27 protein-coding genes are annotated in these 16,218 nt (G+C 67.4%); 23 read left to right on the top strand and 4 right to left on the bottom strand.

The window, feature by feature from the left end; all coding sequences use genetic code 11:
* Nucleotides 1–13: 13 nt before the first annotated feature.
* Genes ACN0RC_RS08280 through ACN0RC_RS08270 form a run of 3 tightly spaced genes read left to right on the top strand, consistent with a single transcriptional unit; the run spans nucleotide 14 to nucleotide 2,948 of the window.
* Entirely contained in the window at nucleotides 14–1,156 is a 1,143-nt protein-coding gene (locus ACN0RC_RS08280; protein ID WP_417510650.1) for a CpaF family protein, read from the top strand.
* Nucleotides 1,153–2,013 carry a type II secretion system F family protein gene (locus tag ACN0RC_RS08275; RefSeq protein ID WP_417510648.1) on the top strand — a complete coding sequence of 287 codons (861 nt, stop codon included), beginning with the start codon at nucleotides 1,153–1,155 and terminating at the stop codon, nucleotides 2,011–2,013. Before ACN0RC_RS08280 ends, ACN0RC_RS08275 begins: the two co-directional genes overlap by 4 nt.
* Entirely contained in the window at nucleotides 2,010–2,948 is a 939-nt protein-coding gene (locus ACN0RC_RS08270) for a type II secretion system F family protein (protein WP_417510646.1), read from the top strand. The genes ACN0RC_RS08275 and ACN0RC_RS08270 overlap by 4 nt, the downstream gene beginning before the upstream one ends.
* Before the next feature lie 188 nt (nucleotides 2,949–3,136).
* On the opposite strand, the gene ACN0RC_RS08265 is transcribed toward ACN0RC_RS08270, so the two are convergent.
* The 3 genes from ACN0RC_RS08265 to ACN0RC_RS08255 are packed head-to-tail and all read right to left on the bottom strand — an operon-like array spanning nucleotide 3,137 to nucleotide 5,414.
* On the bottom strand, nucleotides 3,137–4,579 hold the full coding sequence (locus ACN0RC_RS08265) for a recombinase family protein (protein WP_417510644.1): 1,443 nt from the start codon (nucleotides 4,577–4,579) through the stop codon (nucleotides 3,137–3,139).
* Nucleotides 4,579–5,037 (bottom strand): ImmA/IrrE family metallo-endopeptidase, encoded by a 459-nt coding sequence (locus ACN0RC_RS08260; RefSeq protein WP_417510642.1) that lies wholly within the window; start codon nucleotides 5,035–5,037, stop codon nucleotides 4,579–4,581. The genes ACN0RC_RS08265 and ACN0RC_RS08260 overlap by 1 nt, the downstream gene beginning before the upstream one ends.
* Entirely contained in the window at nucleotides 5,037–5,414 is a 378-nt protein-coding gene (locus tag ACN0RC_RS08255; RefSeq protein ID WP_417510640.1) for a helix-turn-helix domain-containing protein, read from the bottom strand. Before ACN0RC_RS08255 ends, ACN0RC_RS08260 begins: the two co-directional genes overlap by 1 nt.
* Before the next feature lie 56 nt (nucleotides 5,415–5,470).
* Here ACN0RC_RS08255 and ACN0RC_RS08250 point away from each other — a divergent pair, with 56 nt between their 5' ends.
* Both ACN0RC_RS08250 and ACN0RC_RS08245 read left to right on the top strand, forming a co-directional pair.
* Nucleotides 5,471–5,728, top strand: coding sequence for a helix-turn-helix domain-containing protein (locus ACN0RC_RS08250; protein WP_417510639.1), 258 nt, complete (start codon nucleotides 5,471–5,473; stop codon nucleotides 5,726–5,728).
* 20 nt (nucleotides 5,729–5,748) lie between these two features.
* The gene (locus ACN0RC_RS08245) at nucleotides 5,749–5,871 is read left to right on the top strand and encodes a hypothetical protein (protein ID WP_417510637.1); all 123 of its coding nucleotides are present in this window, start codon (nucleotides 5,749–5,751) and stop codon (nucleotides 5,869–5,871) included.
* Nucleotides 5,872–5,903: 32 nt separating this feature from the next.
* Here ACN0RC_RS08245 and ACN0RC_RS08240 read toward each other — a convergent pair whose 3' ends face one another.
* Entirely contained in the window at nucleotides 5,904–6,275 is a 372-nt protein-coding gene (locus ACN0RC_RS08240) for a hypothetical protein (protein ID WP_417510636.1), read from the bottom strand.
* A 128-nt stretch (nucleotides 6,276–6,403) separates the two neighbouring features.
* On the opposite strand from ACN0RC_RS08240, the gene ACN0RC_RS08235 reads away from it, so the two are divergent.
* From ACN0RC_RS08235 to ACN0RC_RS08150, 18 genes are all read left to right on the top strand, one after another.
* On the top strand, nucleotides 6,404–6,535 hold the full coding sequence (locus tag ACN0RC_RS08235; RefSeq protein ID WP_417510634.1) for a hypothetical protein: 132 nt from the start codon (nucleotides 6,404–6,406) through the stop codon (nucleotides 6,533–6,535).
* Complete coding sequence (locus ACN0RC_RS08230) at nucleotides 6,532–7,281, top strand: phage antirepressor KilAC domain-containing protein (RefSeq protein ID WP_417510632.1); 750 nt, start codon at nucleotides 6,532–6,534, stop codon at nucleotides 7,279–7,281. Before ACN0RC_RS08235 ends, ACN0RC_RS08230 begins: the two co-directional genes overlap by 4 nt.
* Before the next feature lie 72 nt (nucleotides 7,282–7,353).
* Nucleotides 7,354–7,707 (top strand): hypothetical protein, encoded by a 354-nt coding sequence (locus ACN0RC_RS08225; RefSeq protein ID WP_417510631.1) that lies wholly within the window; start codon nucleotides 7,354–7,356, stop codon nucleotides 7,705–7,707.
* Nucleotides 7,707–7,895, top strand: a complete 189-nt coding sequence (locus tag ACN0RC_RS08220; RefSeq protein ID WP_417510629.1) for a hypothetical protein — start codon at nucleotides 7,707–7,709, stop codon at nucleotides 7,893–7,895. Before ACN0RC_RS08225 ends, ACN0RC_RS08220 begins: the two co-directional genes overlap by 1 nt.
* Before the next feature lie 2 nt (nucleotides 7,896–7,897).
* Nucleotides 7,898–8,275 (top strand): hypothetical protein, encoded by a 378-nt coding sequence (locus ACN0RC_RS08215; protein WP_417510627.1) that lies wholly within the window; start codon nucleotides 7,898–7,900, stop codon nucleotides 8,273–8,275.
* The gene (locus tag ACN0RC_RS08210) at nucleotides 8,272–8,628 is read left to right on the top strand and encodes a DUF6085 family protein (protein WP_417510625.1); all 357 of its coding nucleotides are present in this window, start codon (nucleotides 8,272–8,274) and stop codon (nucleotides 8,626–8,628) included. The genes ACN0RC_RS08215 and ACN0RC_RS08210 overlap by 4 nt, the downstream gene beginning before the upstream one ends.
* Complete coding sequence (locus ACN0RC_RS08205) at nucleotides 8,625–9,599, top strand: YqaJ viral recombinase family protein (RefSeq protein WP_417510623.1); 975 nt, start codon at nucleotides 8,625–8,627, stop codon at nucleotides 9,597–9,599. Before ACN0RC_RS08210 ends, ACN0RC_RS08205 begins: the two co-directional genes overlap by 4 nt.
* On the top strand, nucleotides 9,592–10,308 hold the full coding sequence (locus tag ACN0RC_RS08200) for a hypothetical protein (protein ID WP_417510621.1): 717 nt from the start codon (nucleotides 9,592–9,594) through the stop codon (nucleotides 10,306–10,308). Before ACN0RC_RS08205 ends, ACN0RC_RS08200 begins: the two co-directional genes overlap by 8 nt.
* Nucleotides 10,309–10,313: 5 nt before the next feature.
* Entirely contained in the window at nucleotides 10,314–10,769 is a 456-nt protein-coding gene (locus ACN0RC_RS08195) for a hypothetical protein (RefSeq protein WP_417510620.1), read from the top strand.
* Complete coding sequence (locus ACN0RC_RS08190; protein ID WP_417510618.1) at nucleotides 10,766–11,218, top strand: hypothetical protein; 453 nt, start codon at nucleotides 10,766–10,768, stop codon at nucleotides 11,216–11,218. Before ACN0RC_RS08195 ends, ACN0RC_RS08190 begins: the two co-directional genes overlap by 4 nt.
* Nucleotides 11,215–13,005, top strand: a complete 1,791-nt coding sequence (locus ACN0RC_RS08185; protein ID WP_417510616.1) for a DNA cytosine methyltransferase — start codon at nucleotides 11,215–11,217, stop codon at nucleotides 13,003–13,005. Before ACN0RC_RS08190 ends, ACN0RC_RS08185 begins: the two co-directional genes overlap by 4 nt.
* Entirely contained in the window at nucleotides 13,002–13,409 is a 408-nt protein-coding gene (locus ACN0RC_RS08180; RefSeq protein ID WP_417510614.1) for a hypothetical protein, read from the top strand. Before ACN0RC_RS08185 ends, ACN0RC_RS08180 begins: the two co-directional genes overlap by 4 nt.
* Nucleotides 13,402–13,620: a hypothetical protein gene (locus ACN0RC_RS08175; RefSeq protein ID WP_417510612.1), complete on the top strand. Its 219-nt coding sequence runs from the start codon at nucleotides 13,402–13,404 to the stop codon at nucleotides 13,618–13,620. Before ACN0RC_RS08180 ends, ACN0RC_RS08175 begins: the two co-directional genes overlap by 8 nt.
* Complete coding sequence (locus tag ACN0RC_RS08170) at nucleotides 13,617–14,009, top strand: hypothetical protein (protein ID WP_417510611.1); 393 nt, start codon at nucleotides 13,617–13,619, stop codon at nucleotides 14,007–14,009. Before ACN0RC_RS08175 ends, ACN0RC_RS08170 begins: the two co-directional genes overlap by 4 nt.
* Nucleotides 14,006–14,464, top strand: a complete 459-nt coding sequence (locus ACN0RC_RS08165; RefSeq protein WP_417510609.1) for an ASCH domain-containing protein — start codon at nucleotides 14,006–14,008, stop codon at nucleotides 14,462–14,464. Before ACN0RC_RS08170 ends, ACN0RC_RS08165 begins: the two co-directional genes overlap by 4 nt.
* 366 nt (nucleotides 14,465–14,830) lie before the next feature.
* On the top strand, nucleotides 14,831–15,484 hold the full coding sequence (locus ACN0RC_RS08160; protein ID WP_417510607.1) for a hypothetical protein: 654 nt from the start codon (nucleotides 14,831–14,833) through the stop codon (nucleotides 15,482–15,484).
* Nucleotides 15,468–15,716: a hypothetical protein gene (locus ACN0RC_RS08155; protein WP_417510606.1), complete on the top strand. Its 249-nt coding sequence runs from the start codon at nucleotides 15,468–15,470 to the stop codon at nucleotides 15,714–15,716. Before ACN0RC_RS08160 ends, ACN0RC_RS08155 begins: the two co-directional genes overlap by 17 nt.
* Complete coding sequence (locus ACN0RC_RS08150) at nucleotides 15,716–16,189, top strand: single-stranded DNA-binding protein (protein WP_417510604.1); 474 nt, start codon at nucleotides 15,716–15,718, stop codon at nucleotides 16,187–16,189. Before ACN0RC_RS08155 ends, ACN0RC_RS08150 begins: the two co-directional genes overlap by 1 nt.
* The last annotated feature ends 29 nt before the right edge of the window (nucleotides 16,190–16,218 follow it).

Here is a 16,218-nt window from a genome sequence, read left to right as displayed (position 1 = left end):
CGAGGATGCCGGGGTGAGCCACCCGTCCCTCGTTGTCGCCGAGCGCGTTCGCCGTCGTCTGCGCGCCGAACAGACCGATCCCTCGCTCGCACCCGATGAAGCACGACGGATCACTCAGGCAGAGGTGCGCCGGCACAACGACCTTGCGCTTTCACGTGGGGATGCGACCATCGATGACGAGTCCGCCTGCGTGCGCGACGTGCTGGCGTCGATCAGCGGCTTCGGACCGCTGCAGCCCCTTTTGGATGATCCGAGCATCGAAGAGATCTGGCTGAACGGATCGGATCGGGTGTTCATTGCGCGCGGGGGAGTTTCGGAGCGGCTCCCGCTCGCACTGACAGACGCGATGGTGCGCGACCTGGTAGAGCGGATGCTGCAGTCCACCGGGCGCCGCGTGGATATCAGTCAGCCTTTCGTCGATGCATCCCTCCCCGATGGCTCCCGCCTGCATGTTGCGATCGCGGATGTCGTCCGCGGCTCTTGGGCTGTGAACATCAGGAAGTTCCTCCCTGGCTACCGCACGCTGGAGTCCCTGGTGGAGCTGGGGTCGATGCCGGGCGAAGTCGCACAGATGCTGCGTCGTGCGATGCGGGACGGGCTCAGCGTCATCGTGTCGGGGGCTACTCACGCAGGCAAGACGACCCTTCTCGGCGCATTGCTCGCTTCGTGCGCCGATGCACAGCGGATCATCACGGTCGAGGAGACGTTCGAACTCGCCGTCGATGGCCCGGACCTCGTGGCGCTGCAGGGCCGTCAGGCGAGCCTGGAGGGGACAGGGGAGATCACCCTGCGCCGTCTGGTCAAAGAAGCACTGCGCATGCGACCCGATCGACTGGTAGTGGGGGAGGTCCGCGATGCGGAGGCGCTGGATCTCGTGCTCGCGCTGAACACGGGTGTGCCCGGCGCGGGAACTGTGCATGCGAACTCTGCTGTGGAAGCACTTGAGAAGCTCTCGATCCTGCCGCTGCTCGCGGGGCGCAACATCGATCGCGCCTTCATCGCGCCTGCGCTCGCCGCATCGGTGTCGCTCGTGGTGCACTGCGCTCGCGACGCGGTGGGTGCGCGTTACGTCGCCGAGGTGATCGCGCCTACCGGGGAGGTCGTCGAGGGGCGCATCATCACCCGATCGGTGTACCGCGCGGAGGCGAGGGCATGACGCTGCTTCTGGGAGCACTCCTCGCAGCCGGGCTGCTGCTGAGCACGTCGCCGTGGCTGTGGCCTCGCACCTCCGAGCAGAAGACTTCCCGGCGTCGTGATGATTGGCTCACACGGCTTATGGATGAGGCCGGCTTCGCGGCTGTCGAGCCCCATCGAATGATCGCGGTCGTCGTGACGCTTGCGCTTGTCGCGGGCGCGGTCGTATGGCTCGTCACCGGAATCCCCGTGCTCGCAGCGCTGGCGGCGATCGCCGGAGGCGCTGCGCCGATCGCATTTCTCCGATCACGCAGGCTTCGACTGCTGAGAGCACGCCGTCAGATGTGGCCGGACGTCTGCGATCTGCTGGTCGCAGCGATCAGAGTCGGTCTCTCGCTGCCCGATGCGGTCGCGAGCCTCTCCGAGTCGGCGCCGACGGCCGTGCGACCCGCGTTCGCGGTGTTCTCCAGAGATCTGCGTGCCACTGGCCGCTTCGAGAGCAGCATCGACCGGCTCAAGATGACCCTGGCCGATCCGACTGCCGACCGCATCATCGAGGCATTGAAGATGGCGCGCCAGGTTGGTGGCACTGAACTGACCGGTGTACTTCGTGCGCTGTCTTCATCTGTGCGTGCGGACGCCGCGCTGCGCGGCGAGGTCGAGGCCAAGCAGTCGTGGATTCGCGGGGCGGCGGTGCTGGGCGTCGTCGCGCCATGGGTGATCCTCGCGCTGCTCGCTCTGCGCCCCGAAGGCGCGCAGGCCTACGCGAGTGCGGAAGGCGTGATGGTGATCGTCGGCGGCGCAGTCGTCTCAGTGATCGCATTCCGCATCATGGTGCGAATCGGAAGACTGCCAGAGCCGCGGCGGTGGTTCGCGTGAACCTCGTGACGGATGCTTCGATGGCGGTGCTGTTGGGCGGTCTGCTCGGCGCTGGCCTCATCTGTGTTCTCGCGGCGTTGCCGCGATGGCGCGCGGCGTCGCTCATGACCCGCATCGCGCCCTATGTGCGCGATGCCGTCGACGATGTGTCATTGCCGCCGGGAGCCCTTCCGGTCGCCGGCATCCTTCCCGTCGACACCGCGTCAGGATGGCACCGACTTCGAACGCGGTTGCTTCGCGGCGTGGGCGACAGCGAGGCGCTCGCGCTGAAGCTTGCGCAGTCCGGCTCAGATGAGACTCCCAGTGCGTTCCGGGCGCGGCAGCTCGGCTGGGCGGTCGGCGGCTTCGTCCTGGGAAGCCTTCTGGTCATCGTCCTCGCGGTGGCGGGCCGGATGACGCCGCCGGCGGCTGTGCTTCCAGTGATCCTCGGCGTCGGCGGCGCGATCGGCGTCGATATGGTGCTCACCTCCCGCGTCAGATCACGATTGGCGCGGCTCAGCGATGAGTTGCCGACGACCCTCGAGTTCCTTGCGCTGTGCCTGTCGGCGGGGGAAGGATTCTTCGATGCCCTTCGACGCGTCGCCGCGATCGGTTCCGGCGAGCTCACCCAAGAGCTTCGGCAGGTGGTGCTCGCCGTGGGCACCGGTTCACCCTTGGCCGACGCACTCGGCGAGATGGCAACACGCCTGCGTCAGCCAGGCCTGTCTCGTGCCGTCGATCAGGTGACCGCGGCGCTCGAGCACGGTGCACCGCTCGCCGCAGTGCTGCACGCGCAGGCGGCCGATGCGCGCGAGGATACCAAGCGGGTGCTGATCGAGCAGGCCGGTCGCAGAGAAATCCTGATGATGCTCCCGTTGGTGTTCTTGATCCTGCCGTTGTCAGTTCTTTTCGCTGTTTTTCCTGGAATGTTCATCTTGCGGCTTGGGCTCGGCTGAGCGGTCCGGGCCCGGCGCGAGGGCGCTGTGGATAACTTCTGCGGCCGATTGCGTTCACGCACCATACTCTTCGTCATGATCAAAGCGCGTATCAACAGGTTCCGATCACACGTACGGGCCTTCATCGAAGACGAGGCCGGCGACGTTCCAGGATGGGTCCTCGTCACACTGGTGAATGGTTCCTGATCTCACCCGTCGTCGCGGCCGTGAATCTCCACGTGAGAGATCGGGCGTCGCGGGGTCACGACGATACGACCGATCACGGCACGAAGCATCTCGCGCTTCTCGGCGATCGCGAGATCGTCCCAACGATCGAGGAGGACCGGGAGAACCCGGATCGGTGCGTTGGTTCTGACGCGGATAGCCCGTAGCTCCGCCGTCACCGCGGAGTGTTCGGAGGCGTACTTGGTACTGAGGCGATCGAAGCTTGCTCGGGGAATGTCATGCCTGTCCTCGATCAGCTGGTCTTGCTTTCGTTCGATCTGAGCGAGTCGTGTTTCGAGGGCGGGCCGCGGGTCGACCGCGACCCGGGCGGGCTGCTCGCGGATACCGCGCTCCACCTCTGCGCGCAGTCGGGACTCTCGCGCGACGAGCCACGATCGCACCGCTTCGGTGAGCACCGTCTCTGAGACGTAGCCGCCCGTGTGAGTCCGCTTCTCGTGGGCGTCCTTGCACCGGAACTTCGGAGTTCGGGCGTGACCAAATTGGCCAGCGTGCATCTTGGAACCGCAATGACACCACACCATCCCGGAGAGCAGATATTCGGATCGCTCGGTGCGACGGTAGTGGCGACGACGGAGCCGAGCCTCAAGGTAGGCATCCCACTCAGCCGCAGTGATCAGAGGGTCGTGCGCACCGGGATGCAATGTTCCCTGTGATCCGATGAAGCCGGCAGCGAAACCAGAATCCATGACGCGCCGGATCGTGCGATCTGACCAAAGCCCGTCTCCGTTACCGCCATATCCGCGAACAGGGCGGGTCGGACCATCGTTGAGCCATGCGACTAGGGAGTAGACCGACTCGCCGCCGATGTAGCGGCGATATGCCTCCTGAAGGACAGGTCCCGTGATCTCGTCAGGGACAAACCCGGTCTCCCGAGAGTACTTGTATCCGAATCGAGGCTTGCCGTTCGCGGGGAGGCCGGCGCGAACGCGGCGCGCGTGAGCATCCTTCCACGTCTCGCCGATCAGGTCGGCCTGGTATGCGTTGACTTCGCCGAGGAGGCCTCGCGCGAACTTGCCAGATGCTGTCGCCGACTCGATGGGTTCAGTCGCGGACAGAATGACGCCGCCGATGGTGTCCACGCGGTCAAGGGCGATTGCCCAGCGCAGACGATTGCGCGCGGTGCGCGAGAACTTCCAGACCACGATGACGTCGGCGTCATCGTTCTCGATCCGGTCGATCGACTGCTCGAGGCGGGGCCACCAGGCCGATTTTGCGCGGGATCCGGACTCATCGATGCCCTCGACGTACCCCACTATCGCGAGGTTGTTGCTCGCGCAGAAGGTCTCGATCGCGTGCCGTTGCACCTCGGGCGAGGTCATGCCCTCTCGCTCCTTCGAGACGCGGATGAGAGCGAGAGCTCGGCGGGGAGCCGTGGCGGCTTGCGGGCGTCGCCGCGGCGTCGCCATCAGGCGACCTCGACTCGCGCGAGGTACCCACCGACACCCATACGAGGTCCGACGTAAACCGTGTCTCCGACACGGAGCAGAAGGTTCCGGAACGTCTCGACGAGCTCGACCGTTACAGCGAGCGCGATCGCCATCGCCTCGACGTGGCCGTCGTGTCTGCGTTCCTGCTGCCGATACTCCTCGAGGTCGATGAGTTGCAGGGCGGCCCATTCATCGGCCCGACGCTCCTGCTTCATCTTCACCGGCCCGAATCGTGAGGGGGCGTCGCCGAAGACGGCGTGTGCCGTTTCGTGAGCGATCGCGCTGCGATACCTCCGGAACGGCAGGTCGTGCTGGATGCGGATGTGTCGGGACGCATGGTCGTAGTCGCCGTCTCGATCGCTGGGCAGCTCGCAGTACTCGACGTCGACTCCGAGAGCGTCGAGCGCGTCGAAAAGCCTGAGCAGCTTCGAGTCCACTAGAAGTCCCCTCCGTCTTCACCAGGATCGCGAGACTTCTTCATCGCAACCCGTCGCTCATCCTGTACGGGGGCACGGACACCGAACTCGCCGTGGATAAGCTCGCCCTCGTTTGGGCGGGGCCGATCGCTGGTCGCAGCGTCGGCTGCGGAGACCACGTCGACGAGGTCGATTCCGACCACCGAGCACACGGCGTCGAGCTGGTCCAGCGTGAAGACCTTCTTGCCGGTGAGTGCGCGCGACAGTTGCGACGGGGACATCCCGGCATCCTCGGCCACGCGGTTCTGGGCGAGTCCGCGGCCGTTGATCGCATCAACTATCAGCTGGCCGACACGCTGGCTGAGAGGACTAGGCAGCGGCTGTGTTCCGGTGGGCATCTGCCAATTGTGGCAGTCAGCTTGCCATTTGGCAATGAAGAGTTCATGATTGCCATATGGCAACGCAAGGTATGAGCGAGAAGGCGGCCGCAGTCGTCCGCAAGGCGCTCGAGGAGAAGAACCGCACGCAGGAATGGCTGGCGGCTGAGAGCGGTATCCCGATGCGAACGCTCGCTCGGCGCCTACATAAGCACAACCCGTCGGCGATGTCTCTCGACGATCTCAGCGCCATAGCGACAGCGCTCGACACTGATGTCGTGACGCTGCTCATCGCAGCCCGTGACAGCCGGTCAGTCCTCGCGGTGGCGTCGTGATCAGGCCGACGGTGGTGAGCGTGGGTGAGCCGTCCGACACGGCGTGGCGCCGCTTCGGTGACTTGGCAGCCGCGGCGCTGGCCAGGCTCGCCGAGCAGGATGCGCTCCGCGCCGACCGATGCATCGAGGCGGTGGCTTCATGAGCACCATCAACCTCACTCGGCGTGAGTACCAGTCAGTCCTCCGAAGCCGCCGCGACGGCGTCTTCCAGGCCGAGCGTGCGCACGAGCTTCCAGGTTCCCGCGTCGTCCGCATCGACGTAGCGCTTGATCCAGGTAGCGAGGTTGCCGTAGGACGTATCGCGGCTGAGGTCCTCGGCCGCATGCTCGGGGAGGTCGGCCACCGAGATGTGAGTGAGAACGGTCGACGTCGGCGTCACGAGAACACCGTGCATGCCTTCGGCGTTCCGCAGGCGGACCCAGCTGGGCTCGCCGGCCCGGATCGCTCGCGTGATGACTGTGCTCCACAGCAGGATCACCGAGGCGTGCGCCTGGATGGTGAATCCGTCGATCGTGATGGTGCTGTTCGAGGGCACTTCGGTTTCCATGGTTCCCCTTTGATCGGTGCCGCTGACGTTCCCCCGTCGGCGGTCTCTGACCCGATCGTAGGGGACGCGTCCGGCGCTCCCGCTCCCCAGGCGGTTGCAGCGCCGGGCGCACCTTCCGGCGGTGTGTCATGACGGAACGCTACGTCGCGACGTCCGCCGCCGGTGAACACGTTGTCCGCACGAACGACAAGCCGACGGCAGAGCGTTACGCCTCCGTCTTGAACGGCGAGGTACTCGACCTCCACGAGGTGCGGTCATGAGCGCGCTCGAGGTGTTCCGCTACGCCGAGGACGAGCTGCGCACGCTCGCGATCGATGGCGAGCCGTGGTTCGTGCTGTCCGACATCTGCCGGGTGCTCGACATCGCGAACGCCGCCAACGTTGCCGCGCGTCTCGATGAGGCTGATGTCCGTCAGGCGGATATCAGCTCGGGCGGCCAGCGCCGCCGCGTGTCGATCGTCTCCGAGTCGGGGATGTACGAGGTTGTGATCCGCTCGGACAAGGCCGAGGCGCGCCAGTTCCGCTGGTGGATCACGCACGAGGTCATCCCCTCCATCCGCCGCACGGGTGCGTACGCCGTTCCCGAGACGCGCGAGCAGCTGCTCGCCCGCGCTGTCATCGAGGCGAACGCAGCGATCAGTGAGGCGCACCAGCAGATCGAGGCGCTGACCCCGCGTGCTGAGGCGTGGGACGAACTCGCGTCCGCCGAGGGCGACTTCGAGGTAGCGGATGCGGCGAAGATCCTCGCCCGCGCTGGCATCGAGACCGGACGCCAGCGTCTGTTCGCACAGCTCGCCGATCTCGGCTGGATCTTCCGCGGCCCGCAGGGGAAGTGGAAGGCACGCCAGACCGCCGTCGACTCCGGATATCTCACCGAGAAGCCGCAGTCGCACCATCACCCGCGCACCGGGGATCTCGTGCTCGACCCGCCGCAGGTGCGGGTCACCGTCCGGGGACTCGAACGTCTCCGCATCCGGCTCGGGTCGCTCGACCTCGCCACCGTCTGAACCACCACAAACGAAAAAGCAGGGCGCCCGCGGCAACGGACGCCCCACCAGAAGAGAAGGAGAGCAGTACTGATGCTCACCACCGATCACCCTACATTCCTCGCCGTCGAGACGCGCGAAGGCCGCGCGACGCTCGGAGGCAAGCGGCGCCTGCTCGACGACCTCACCGAGGCCGTCGAAGCGGCCGACGAGATCGACGGTCAGGTGTTCGCGCTCGAGCCCGTCGAGGTCGTCGACATCACTCCGGTGTCCGCGTCCACGCACATCCGCCTCGTCGGCGTTCCCGGGCTCGACCCGGAACCGCGAGTGGTCGCCGGCATGGCGTGCCCGTGCGGTGCGCGCGGCGAGATGTACGAGGGCGACGACCGCGACGAGTGGGACGAGTACGTCGCAACGCACGACGACTGCCGGGCGGAGGTCGCGTGATGCGCCGCATGCTCCGCCGCGCCTGGCCGCTCGCCCCCTGGCGGTTCGTGCTCGTGGCGACCGCGATCCTCCTCGCAATCCCCTGCGGCATCGCCGCCGCGGCACCCGTGATCAACGGCGGCGACCTCGCCGTCCTCATCTGCCTGGCGATCTTCGTCGCCGCATTCACCATCCCCGGGAAGGACTAACTATGACCGTGAAGCTGTCGGCCGCGCTGCCGAAAGAGTTCGACGCGAACGGGATGGAGCGGCTGCACGCGCAGCTCGTCCAGCATCCCGAGCGCCGCCACCTGGTCGTGATGGTGATCGACACCGCGAAGAAGCAGATCGACTACACCGCGGGCGGCGAGGTCACCCCGGTCGCCGGCGTCCTCTTCATCGAGCCGATCCAGGACGCCGACGACGTCGAGGTCGTGTCCGAGGTCATGTCCCGCGTGCGCGCCGAGCGCACCGGCGACGGAACGCTCGAGTTCGACTTCGGCCTCGGCAACCCTCTCGCCGACACCCTCCGTCGCATGAAGGACGAGGGCATCAACGTCACCTTCAACGGCAAGGACGACGAGTCGTGAGCCGCTCTGTCGAGGTCCTGACCGCGCTCGTCGCGGAGGGCATCAAGAAGAAGATGACCCCGAACCGCCGCTACCTCGCCGCACCGGAGCGCGTCGCGATCGCCGATGACGCGGCCGCGGTCGCGATCGCCGCACTGATCGACCTCACCGGGGGACCGGACCACATCGTCCAGGCGGACGGCGACGCCTTCATGCTGCAGCACCCGCTGACCGAACGTCTCACCGGCGACCTGTTCGACTGCGAGATCCACGCACACATCGCCGCCGGCGAACCTCTCGAAGACGGTCGCTATCGCGTCATCCCGAACGACTCCAAGAGCTTCGACCTGATCCCCGTAAAGGACTTCGCATGACCACGCAGATCACGATGGCACGCGTCGTCGTCCCGGAGGACGCTCCCCGCGAGGTGTGGATGCTCGAGCGTGGCGAGGGAGTCACCGCATCCCGCGTGTGGACGATCGCGCGCGGCGGCATCAAGACCTGGCGTCGCGAGCTCGAGCAGATGATGAACGGATCTACGTTCCGCGGCAACAAGGCCACGAAGGCCGGGCACGCACGTGAGGACGCGCTGCTCGACGAGGCCGCCGAGCAGCTGCACGAGGTCACCCCGAACAGTGCACTGTGGGCCGCCGCCGACAACGACCTGCACCGGGCGACCCCGGACGGCATCGGTCGCAACAGCGACGCGACGCTCGTCGCCGTCGAGGTCAAGTCCCACGAGCACGGATGGGACGACGAGGGAATCCCCGCCGACCACCTCGCGCAGATGCAGTGGCAGATGCACGTGCTCGGCGCAGTCTCCGCCCTCTACGGATTCGAGGTCCGCGACGAGGACGACATGCCGCCCGCGGACGGCGGAACCTGGATCGACGTGCCCCGCGACCAGGAGATGATCGACTTCCTCGTCATGCGCGCAGATCAGTTCCTCGCGTGGCGGGACGCCGGATGCCCCGAAATCGACGTCGACCTGCCGAAGGACGTGCGCGCCGCGCTCGACAAGTGGGCACCGCTGAAGCGTTCGCTCGACGCCGCGGCCGCCGCCGAGAAGAAGGCGAACGCCGCGCTCAAGAAGGCCGTCGCGAAGATGCCGCACGCCGAGCGCTTCGGCGCTGTCGGCATGGGCGCGTCTGGCGGGTTCCAGCTCACCGTGTCCGAGAAGACGTCGATCGACGAGGACGCATGGGCGGCCGCCGACCCCGACGTGCACGCCCACGTGCAGCACCTGCGCGCGCAGCTCGCGTCGATCGAGGCCGTCGGCAAGAAGAACTTCCCGCGCATCACGCGCACCCCGTCGATGCGATTCCAGGAGATTGAGAATGTCTGAGCTGGTCGAGAAGAAGACGATCGGTGAGGTCGAGCACATCGTCCATGCCTCCGGGCAGTGGGACGGCACCGGCCCGGTCGAGTTCTCAAACGACGGCGAGACGTGGACCGTCGCGTGGTCGCCGACCGAGGACCACCCGCGCCCGGAGTTCGCGCGCGTGTCCGTGTACCGCAAGGACGTCCGCATCCCGACGGCGGTCACGATCCGCTGGGCTGAGCAGTACCCCGCGGCATCCGAGGAGTGGTCGGGGAAGTGGGACCGTTCGCCGATGCGTCACTTCGGCCGCACTGCCCGAATGGTCGGGTTCCGGCAGACGTTCCGCGATCTGCTCGGCGACATCGTGATCGAGGACGAGGGCGACGACCGCGTGACGCCGGCGGATGCCGCGCCCGTCGACGTCGCTCCGGCACGCGACTGGGCGAAGGAGATCGCCGAGGCGAAGTCTCCGGAGCTGCTCGACGCGATCGAGCGCGAGGCGCGCGCCGCGCGGATCTTTACCCCCGATGCGAAGGGCACGGCACTGCACCGGCAGCTGCGCGATCGCCGCCGCGAGATCGAGGCCGAGTGGCAGGACGCCGGGAGCGCCTGGGACCTCCCCGCCGAGCCCGCCGCCGACGCGGCACCCACGCGCCCGACGCCGAAGGACCACCTGCCGCCGGCGAACCGCGCCGCACGCCGCAAGGCCGCCCGCAAGAAGGGACGCCGCTGATGAGCGTGAACTTCGACACCGGAGAGGTCGTCGACGAGGAACCGGGCACGGATATCGATCTCGTCCCTCTGAACCTCGCCGCGCTCTCCGAGGACGAACTGATCGCGATGTTCCCGTCGCCCGTCCAGTGTGCCGGGGCGCTGCTGTACGCCCGGCAGGTGACGGCGCGCGCACCGAAGGCGCTCAACGAGCTGCGCACGAAGCTCAAGACGGCCGAGCGCGAGCTGACGATCGCACTCGCGATCGGCGCCCGCGACCTCCTCACCGAATACCCGCGCATGCCAATGACGGAACGCCGCGACCTGTCTCGCGCGACCGACGACCGGGTGAAAGCCGCGCAGGAGGCCGTCGACGAGGCGTGGCTGCACCTCGAATACGCCCGCGACTACGACCGCGCCATCGGGCGCGACATCGACATCCTGCGTTCCCTGAACGCCAACATGAGAGGCGAGCACCGATGAACGCGGACGAGATGCGCGCAAAGCTTTCCTACTCCCGCGACCGCCTCGAGGCTGCACAGCAGGCGAAGGCGGAAGCCGAGAAGCTGTCGGCGTCCGCCCGTGAGATCGGCGGCGGCATTCCCGGCTTCGGCGGTTCAGGAAGTCAGCGTGCGGCAGCAACGGTGCGTGGCGCGTACTCGCGCGCAGACCGGGCGCACCGTGAAGCCGACGAGCGCATCGCCAAGTGGACGCACCGGGTGAAGTCGCTCGAGCGGCGCCTCGCCGAGACCCAGCGTGTGCGCTTCACCCGAGAAGACGTAGTCGGGGCCGAGTTCATCCACGACGGGACCTCGTGGCGGCAGGTCCGCAAGGTCAACGCGAAGACGGTCTCGGTCGAGACCGGTTACTCGTGGGTCGACCGCGTCCCGTTCGACAAGATTCGCAGTGTCCGACCGGAGGTGACCCGATGACCCCGTCGGCTGTCGCTCTCGATACCTCGTACGAGCAGTCGCTCGCGAAGGCGTACGCCGCAGGGCACGCCGTCTCGAAGGAGAAGGGCTACGTTCACCCGACGGTGCCGTGGAACGGGCTCACCGTCACGGACCTGTTCTGCGGCGCCGGGGGATCGTCGTCGGGACTGGTGGAGGCCGGGTACAAGGTCGTCATCGCGGCGAATCACTGGGAGCTGGCGATCCAGTCGCATCAGGTGAATCACCCGGAGACCGACCACTCGCAGGCGGATATCTCGCAGGTCGACCCGCGGTACTTCCCGCGCACCCACGTTCTCTGGGGATCGCCGGAGTGCACGAACCACTCGATAGCGAAGGGCATCAAGCGGCAGCGTCAGCAGGATCAGGCGCTGTTCGAGATCGACGGCACCCGCCCGCTGCCCGACGAGGCCGCGAACAGGTCCCGGGCGACGATGTGGGACATCCCACGGTTCGCCGAGCACCACCGGTACATGGCGATCATCCTCGAGAACGTCGTCGACGCGTACCGGTGGGACCAGTTCGAGGCGTGGCAGATGGCGATGCGCTCGCTCGGCTACCGGATGCAGTTCGTCTGGCTGAACAGCATGCACGCGCAGATCGGTGGCCTGCCGGCGCCGCAGTCCCGCGACCGGATGTACATCGTGATGTGGCGGGAGGACCTCGCGACGAAGGACCGCCCCGGGCCGAACGTGCGGAAGTGGACGAGCCCGATGGCGGTCTGCCAGGAGCACGGCGAGGTGCAGGCGGTCCAGGCGTTCAAGAAAGCCGAGCAGTGGGGCCGGTATCGCGCGCAGTATCTCTATCGCTGCCCCGAGTGCTTCACCGTCATCGAGCCGGGCTGGCTGGCCGCCGAGTCGATCATCGACTGGTCGCTGCCCGCGCAGCGCATCGGCGACCGCACGAAGCCCCTGGCCGAGAAGACGCGTGAGCGGATCCGCCGCGGCATCGAACGTCACTGGGCTCCGATCGTCGCGAAGGCCGCCGGGAACACGTACGACGGCGTGACCACTGGATCGAACTACCTGCGGATCGCGCCGATCGGTGACCCGATGCCGATCCAGACGGGCACTGCAGAGCATGGCCTGGCGATCCCGCCGCTGATCGTGAACAACGTGAGTGGCGCGGATGCGTCCCGCTCGGAGCCGATCTCGCGCGAGCTGCCGTCGATCGTCGCGGGTGGCACGCACGCGTCGCTGCTGATCCCCGTCGAGGGACGCGAGGGGAAGTCGGCGGCATCCGTGGCCGATCCTCTGCGCACGCAGTCGACCCGGAACGAGACGGGGCTTGTGGTCCCGCTGCGCAACCATGGCGTAGCGAAGCCGACGTCGCACCCGATCGACACGGTCAGCGCTGAGGGCAACCATCACGCACTGGTGATGACGAACAACTTCAGCAACCGGGCGCGACCGGTGGCCGAGCCTCTGCCGACCGCGACGACAGCGACGAACCACGCGCTGGTCATGCGGAACAACGAGGGCGGCGCGGAGATGTCCACGCCGATCACCGAGCCGATCCGCACGCTGACGACGGGCGGCCACCAGTCGCTCATCGAGCCGAGCATGCCGATCTCCCTCGACGTCGACGACGCCGGGTTCCGGATGCTCGAGCCTCACGAGATCCAGGCGGGCATGGGCTTCGCCCGCGACTACTTGCTGCTCGGCTCGAAGCGCGACAAGGTCAAGCAGGCCGGGAACGCGGTCACCCCGCCCGCCGCGCGCGACCTCGGGCACGCGGTCGCTGAGTTCCTCCTGGCGGTGGCAGCATGACGGCCCCGACGCGGGAGATCCGCGATGCCGTGTACGGCCGTGATGGCCGCCGCTGCGTGATGTGCGGTGCGCTCGAGCTGACGTTCCAGCACCGGCGCGCGGTCGGCATGGGCGGTTCCCGCAACGTCCCGACCGCCGTCGACGGTCTCACGCTCTGCATGGTCTGCAACGAGGCGTGCGAGCGGGAGCTGCAGACGAAGGCCCTCGCGAACGGGTGGAAGGTCCGCAAGTGGGTTGCCAGCCCTGAGCGGGTGCCGGTGTTCTTCCCTCACGAGTTCGCCTGGTTCCGTCTCGATGGCGTCCGCCGGGTCATGATCTCCGCCGCTGTCGCGATGGAGATGGGCTGCGCCGTGTACGGGCAGGACTGGATGAAGTGGCGTCTGGCGGTGATCTCGCGTGGCTGACGAGAACGAACAGCAGTGGACCCCGAACCGTGACGTCACTCGCGCGGTGATGGACGACCTCGACGGCACGTTCTCCGCCTGGCCGACCTGCCGTCTGTGCGGTCAGCGGACCGGGCAGCTCGACAAGTTCGGCCTCTGCTCGAAGACATCCGAGGTGCACAAGGACTGGCGTGCAGGTGTGCGCGCCGAGATGAAAGCAGGGGCACGATGACCGACCGGCCATGGACTCTCGACAAGGTCGAGGGCAAGAAGCGCACGATCCGCGTGAAGCGGACGTGCGAGAACTGCTACCGCCCGATCGGTGACGCGAACGACGCCGAGATGGATGCCGCCGTCGCTGGCGCACCGCTCCCATCGGTGGCTGACGAGTGCGGATGCGGCGAGGTGATCGAACAGCTGGCGATGCTCTCCCAGCGCTACGACGCGCTGCACCACGGCACGGTCGCAGCTGACGGCTCCGCGCGCCCGACGTGGGACGAGCTCGGCCCGGCTGCCCGCGAGGAGTACCTCAAGGAGGCGACGAACACCGTCCGCGCGATGGTTCACCTCGGCTGGGCGCCCCTCGAGCGTGTGCTCTCGCAGATCGGCGGTGCGTCATGAGGATCCTCACCGTTCGCCAGCCGTGGGCATGGGCGATAATCCACGGCGGGAAGGACGTCGAGAACCGAGTGCGGAACGTCGCAGGTTCCTACCGTGGCCCAGTGCTCATCCACGCGGCACAGCAGTGGGATGACCTGGTCACGGATAACGACTCGTGGGAGGCCGTGCTCGACGCGATGAAGGACGACGGCTCCGATCCGTTCGATGCCCCGTGGCAGACGCAGCGCGGCGTTATCATCGGCGTCGTCGACCTGACGGACGCTCATCTCGCCGACACCTGCGAGCAGTGGATCGAAGCGCACGACCGCTGCTCTGAGTGGGCAGATGCCGAGGGATGGCACCTCGTGCTCGCAAACCCGCGCCCGCTCGTCGAGCCGATCCCGTACAAGGGTGCCCTCGGTCTCCGTCGACTCGACGACGAGACGATTGCGCGCATCGAGGGGGCGATCGCATGAGCCTCCCGACCTTCGCGATGACGTACGTCGTCTGGTTCCCGGAGTCCCAGACGCTCAAGGTCGGCCGGGCGTGGAAGTGGTCCCGCGTCGCGAAGTGGGCCGAACTCGGCGCGCAGATCATCGTCTGCCAGCGCGGCACGGATGCCAGCTGGGAGCGCGAGGCGCTGCGCGTCCTGCGCCGCTGGTTCCCTCGTGCGTTCGCGTGCTGGGAGGACTCCGAACCGGTACTCGGCTCGGGCGGGAAGGGCTTCACGGAGTGCTTCACCGTCGCCGAGCACGATCTGAACTTCGCTCTCGACAGATGCATCGAGGGCTTCGCGAGAGGAAACGAGACAGGTGTCAATGAACCGAAGGCCGAAGCAGCGGATGATCAGCGCCGAGGATCTCGTCTCGCTGGTGCCCGTGCCGGACGCCGCGAAACCGACCGCGATGTGGCTGTGGCTGCATCTGGACCCGCTCGGCCGGGGGCTGATGGACCCGACGGGGATCGCACGGCGGATGCAACCGCCGTCGACGCCGGACACGATCCTCGAGCATCTGGTGATGCTGATGGATGCCGGATGGCTGACGACGTTTCACGCGGAGGGCGAGGAGTGGATCCTGCTGCTGTACCCGCTGAAGACGGACCTGCGGAACACCCCGATTCACACGCCGGAACCGCCGCCGAAACTTTCCATGGAATCCGTGGCTATGGGGCGGGGGGTGCGCGAGCGGGCGCGGGAGCGCGCGAGGGCGGAGGTGCGGGCCGAGGACGCGGCGCGGGCCGATGCGTGGGCGGCGGTGCAGCGCGACCGCGAGGAGCAGCCCGAACGTCCCGAGCGCCCCGCCGTGCTGGATGCCCCGCAGATGTTCTGCGACGACCACATGCCGGGCGGTGCTGGGCGACAGAAGTGCGGTCCTTGCCGGGATGCTCGCCTGCTCCGCGACGAGTGGATGCAGCGCCGGGTCTACGAGGAGCGCATGACGACTTATCACGAGCAGGTCAGCGACGAGGGGGTGTGGGATGACGAGATCTTCTGAGCTGGTCGATTCGCGGGATGACCGGTGGATGGTCGCTGATGAGCAGTTCGAGCTGCATATCGCGTCCCTGCAGTCGCATGCCGGCCGCCGGACTCGTCTGGCCCGTGAGCGGGTGGAGGTGCCTCCCGCGGTCGAGGAAGAGCGGGAGTTCGAAGAGAAGACGGAGCAGCTGCGGCGCGTGATCGCAGTCGAGCGCGAACGGTGGTTCGCAGAGCAGAGGAGGACAGCCTGATGGCTGGGGAAACGATCATCACCGTCGTGGGGAACCTGACGGCGGATCCGGAGTTGCGGTACACGCAGAACGGGCTGCCGGTGGCGAACTTCACGATCGCGAGCACGCCGCGCAGCTTCGACAAGGCGTCGGGGGAGTACAAGGACGGGCAGGCGCTGTTCCTCCGATGCAGCGTGTGGCGTGAGTTCGCCGAGCATGTCGCGGCGAGCCTGTCGAAGGGCATGCGCGTGATCGCGCAGGGCCGCCTCCGCCAGCGCTCCTACCAGGACCGTGAGGGCAACAACCGCACGGCCATCGAGCTCGAGGTCGACGAGATCGGCCCGAGTTTGCGGTACGCGACGGCGCAGGTTACCCGAGCCGCCCGGATGGCTGACGCGTCGAAGGGACAGGCGGCGCAGCCGGCAGAGCAGCAGTGGGCGGAACCGTCCCAGGGCGAGCAGTGGGGGAGCTTCGGTGATGACACTCCGTTCTAAGCCCCGTGAGGACTGCACGCACTGCAAGG

Origin of the sequence: Microbacterium sp. (assembly GCF_048259935.1) — a bacterium.
Lineage (GTDB): Bacteria > Actinomycetota > Actinomycetes > Actinomycetales > Microbacteriaceae > Microbacterium.
This window is presented reverse-complemented; position numbering and strand designations above follow the sequence as displayed.

Coding starts and splice junctions, on each gene's coding strand:
- ACN0RC_RS08275 (WP_417510648.1), top strand. CDS start 1,153: ATGACGCTGCTTCTGGGAGCACTCCTCGCAGCCGGGCTGCTGCTGAGC.
- ACN0RC_RS08265 (WP_417510644.1), bottom strand. CDS start 4,579: ATGGCGACGCCGCGGCGACGCCCGCAAGCCGCCACGGCTCCCCGCCGA.
- ACN0RC_RS08255 (WP_417510640.1), bottom strand. CDS start 5,414: ATGCCCACCGGAACACAGCCGCTGCCTAGTCCTCTCAGCCAGCGTGTC.
- ACN0RC_RS08250 (WP_417510639.1), top strand. CDS start 5,471: ATGGCAACGCAAGGTATGAGCGAGAAGGCGGCCGCAGTCGTCCGCAAG.
- ACN0RC_RS08240 (WP_417510636.1), bottom strand. CDS start 6,275: ATGGAAACCGAAGTGCCCTCGAACAGCACCATCACGATCGACGGATTC.
- ACN0RC_RS08235 (WP_417510634.1), top strand. CDS start 6,404: ATGACGGAACGCTACGTCGCGACGTCCGCCGCCGGTGAACACGTTGTC.
- ACN0RC_RS08230 (WP_417510632.1), top strand. CDS start 6,532: ATGAGCGCGCTCGAGGTGTTCCGCTACGCCGAGGACGAGCTGCGCACG.
- ACN0RC_RS08225 (WP_417510631.1), top strand. CDS start 7,354: ATGCTCACCACCGATCACCCTACATTCCTCGCCGTCGAGACGCGCGAA.
- ACN0RC_RS08220 (WP_417510629.1), top strand. CDS start 7,707: ATGCGCCGCATGCTCCGCCGCGCCTGGCCGCTCGCCCCCTGGCGGTTC.
- ACN0RC_RS08215 (WP_417510627.1), top strand. CDS start 7,898: ATGACCGTGAAGCTGTCGGCCGCGCTGCCGAAAGAGTTCGACGCGAAC.
- ACN0RC_RS08205 (WP_417510623.1), top strand. CDS start 8,625: ATGACCACGCAGATCACGATGGCACGCGTCGTCGTCCCGGAGGACGCT.
- ACN0RC_RS08200 (WP_417510621.1), top strand. CDS start 9,592: ATGTCTGAGCTGGTCGAGAAGAAGACGATCGGTGAGGTCGAGCACATC.
- ACN0RC_RS08190 (WP_417510618.1), top strand. CDS start 10,766: ATGAACGCGGACGAGATGCGCGCAAAGCTTTCCTACTCCCGCGACCGC.
- ACN0RC_RS08185 (WP_417510616.1), top strand. CDS start 11,215: ATGACCCCGTCGGCTGTCGCTCTCGATACCTCGTACGAGCAGTCGCTC.
- ACN0RC_RS08180 (WP_417510614.1), top strand. CDS start 13,002: ATGACGGCCCCGACGCGGGAGATCCGCGATGCCGTGTACGGCCGTGAT.
- ACN0RC_RS08170 (WP_417510611.1), top strand. CDS start 13,617: ATGACCGACCGGCCATGGACTCTCGACAAGGTCGAGGGCAAGAAGCGC.
- ACN0RC_RS08165 (WP_417510609.1), top strand. CDS start 14,006: ATGAGGATCCTCACCGTTCGCCAGCCGTGGGCATGGGCGATAATCCAC.
- ACN0RC_RS08160 (WP_417510607.1), top strand. CDS start 14,831: ATGATCAGCGCCGAGGATCTCGTCTCGCTGGTGCCCGTGCCGGACGCC.
- ACN0RC_RS08155 (WP_417510606.1), top strand. CDS start 15,468: ATGACGAGATCTTCTGAGCTGGTCGATTCGCGGGATGACCGGTGGATG.
- ACN0RC_RS08150 (WP_417510604.1), top strand. CDS start 15,716: ATGGCTGGGGAAACGATCATCACCGTCGTGGGGAACCTGACGGCGGAT.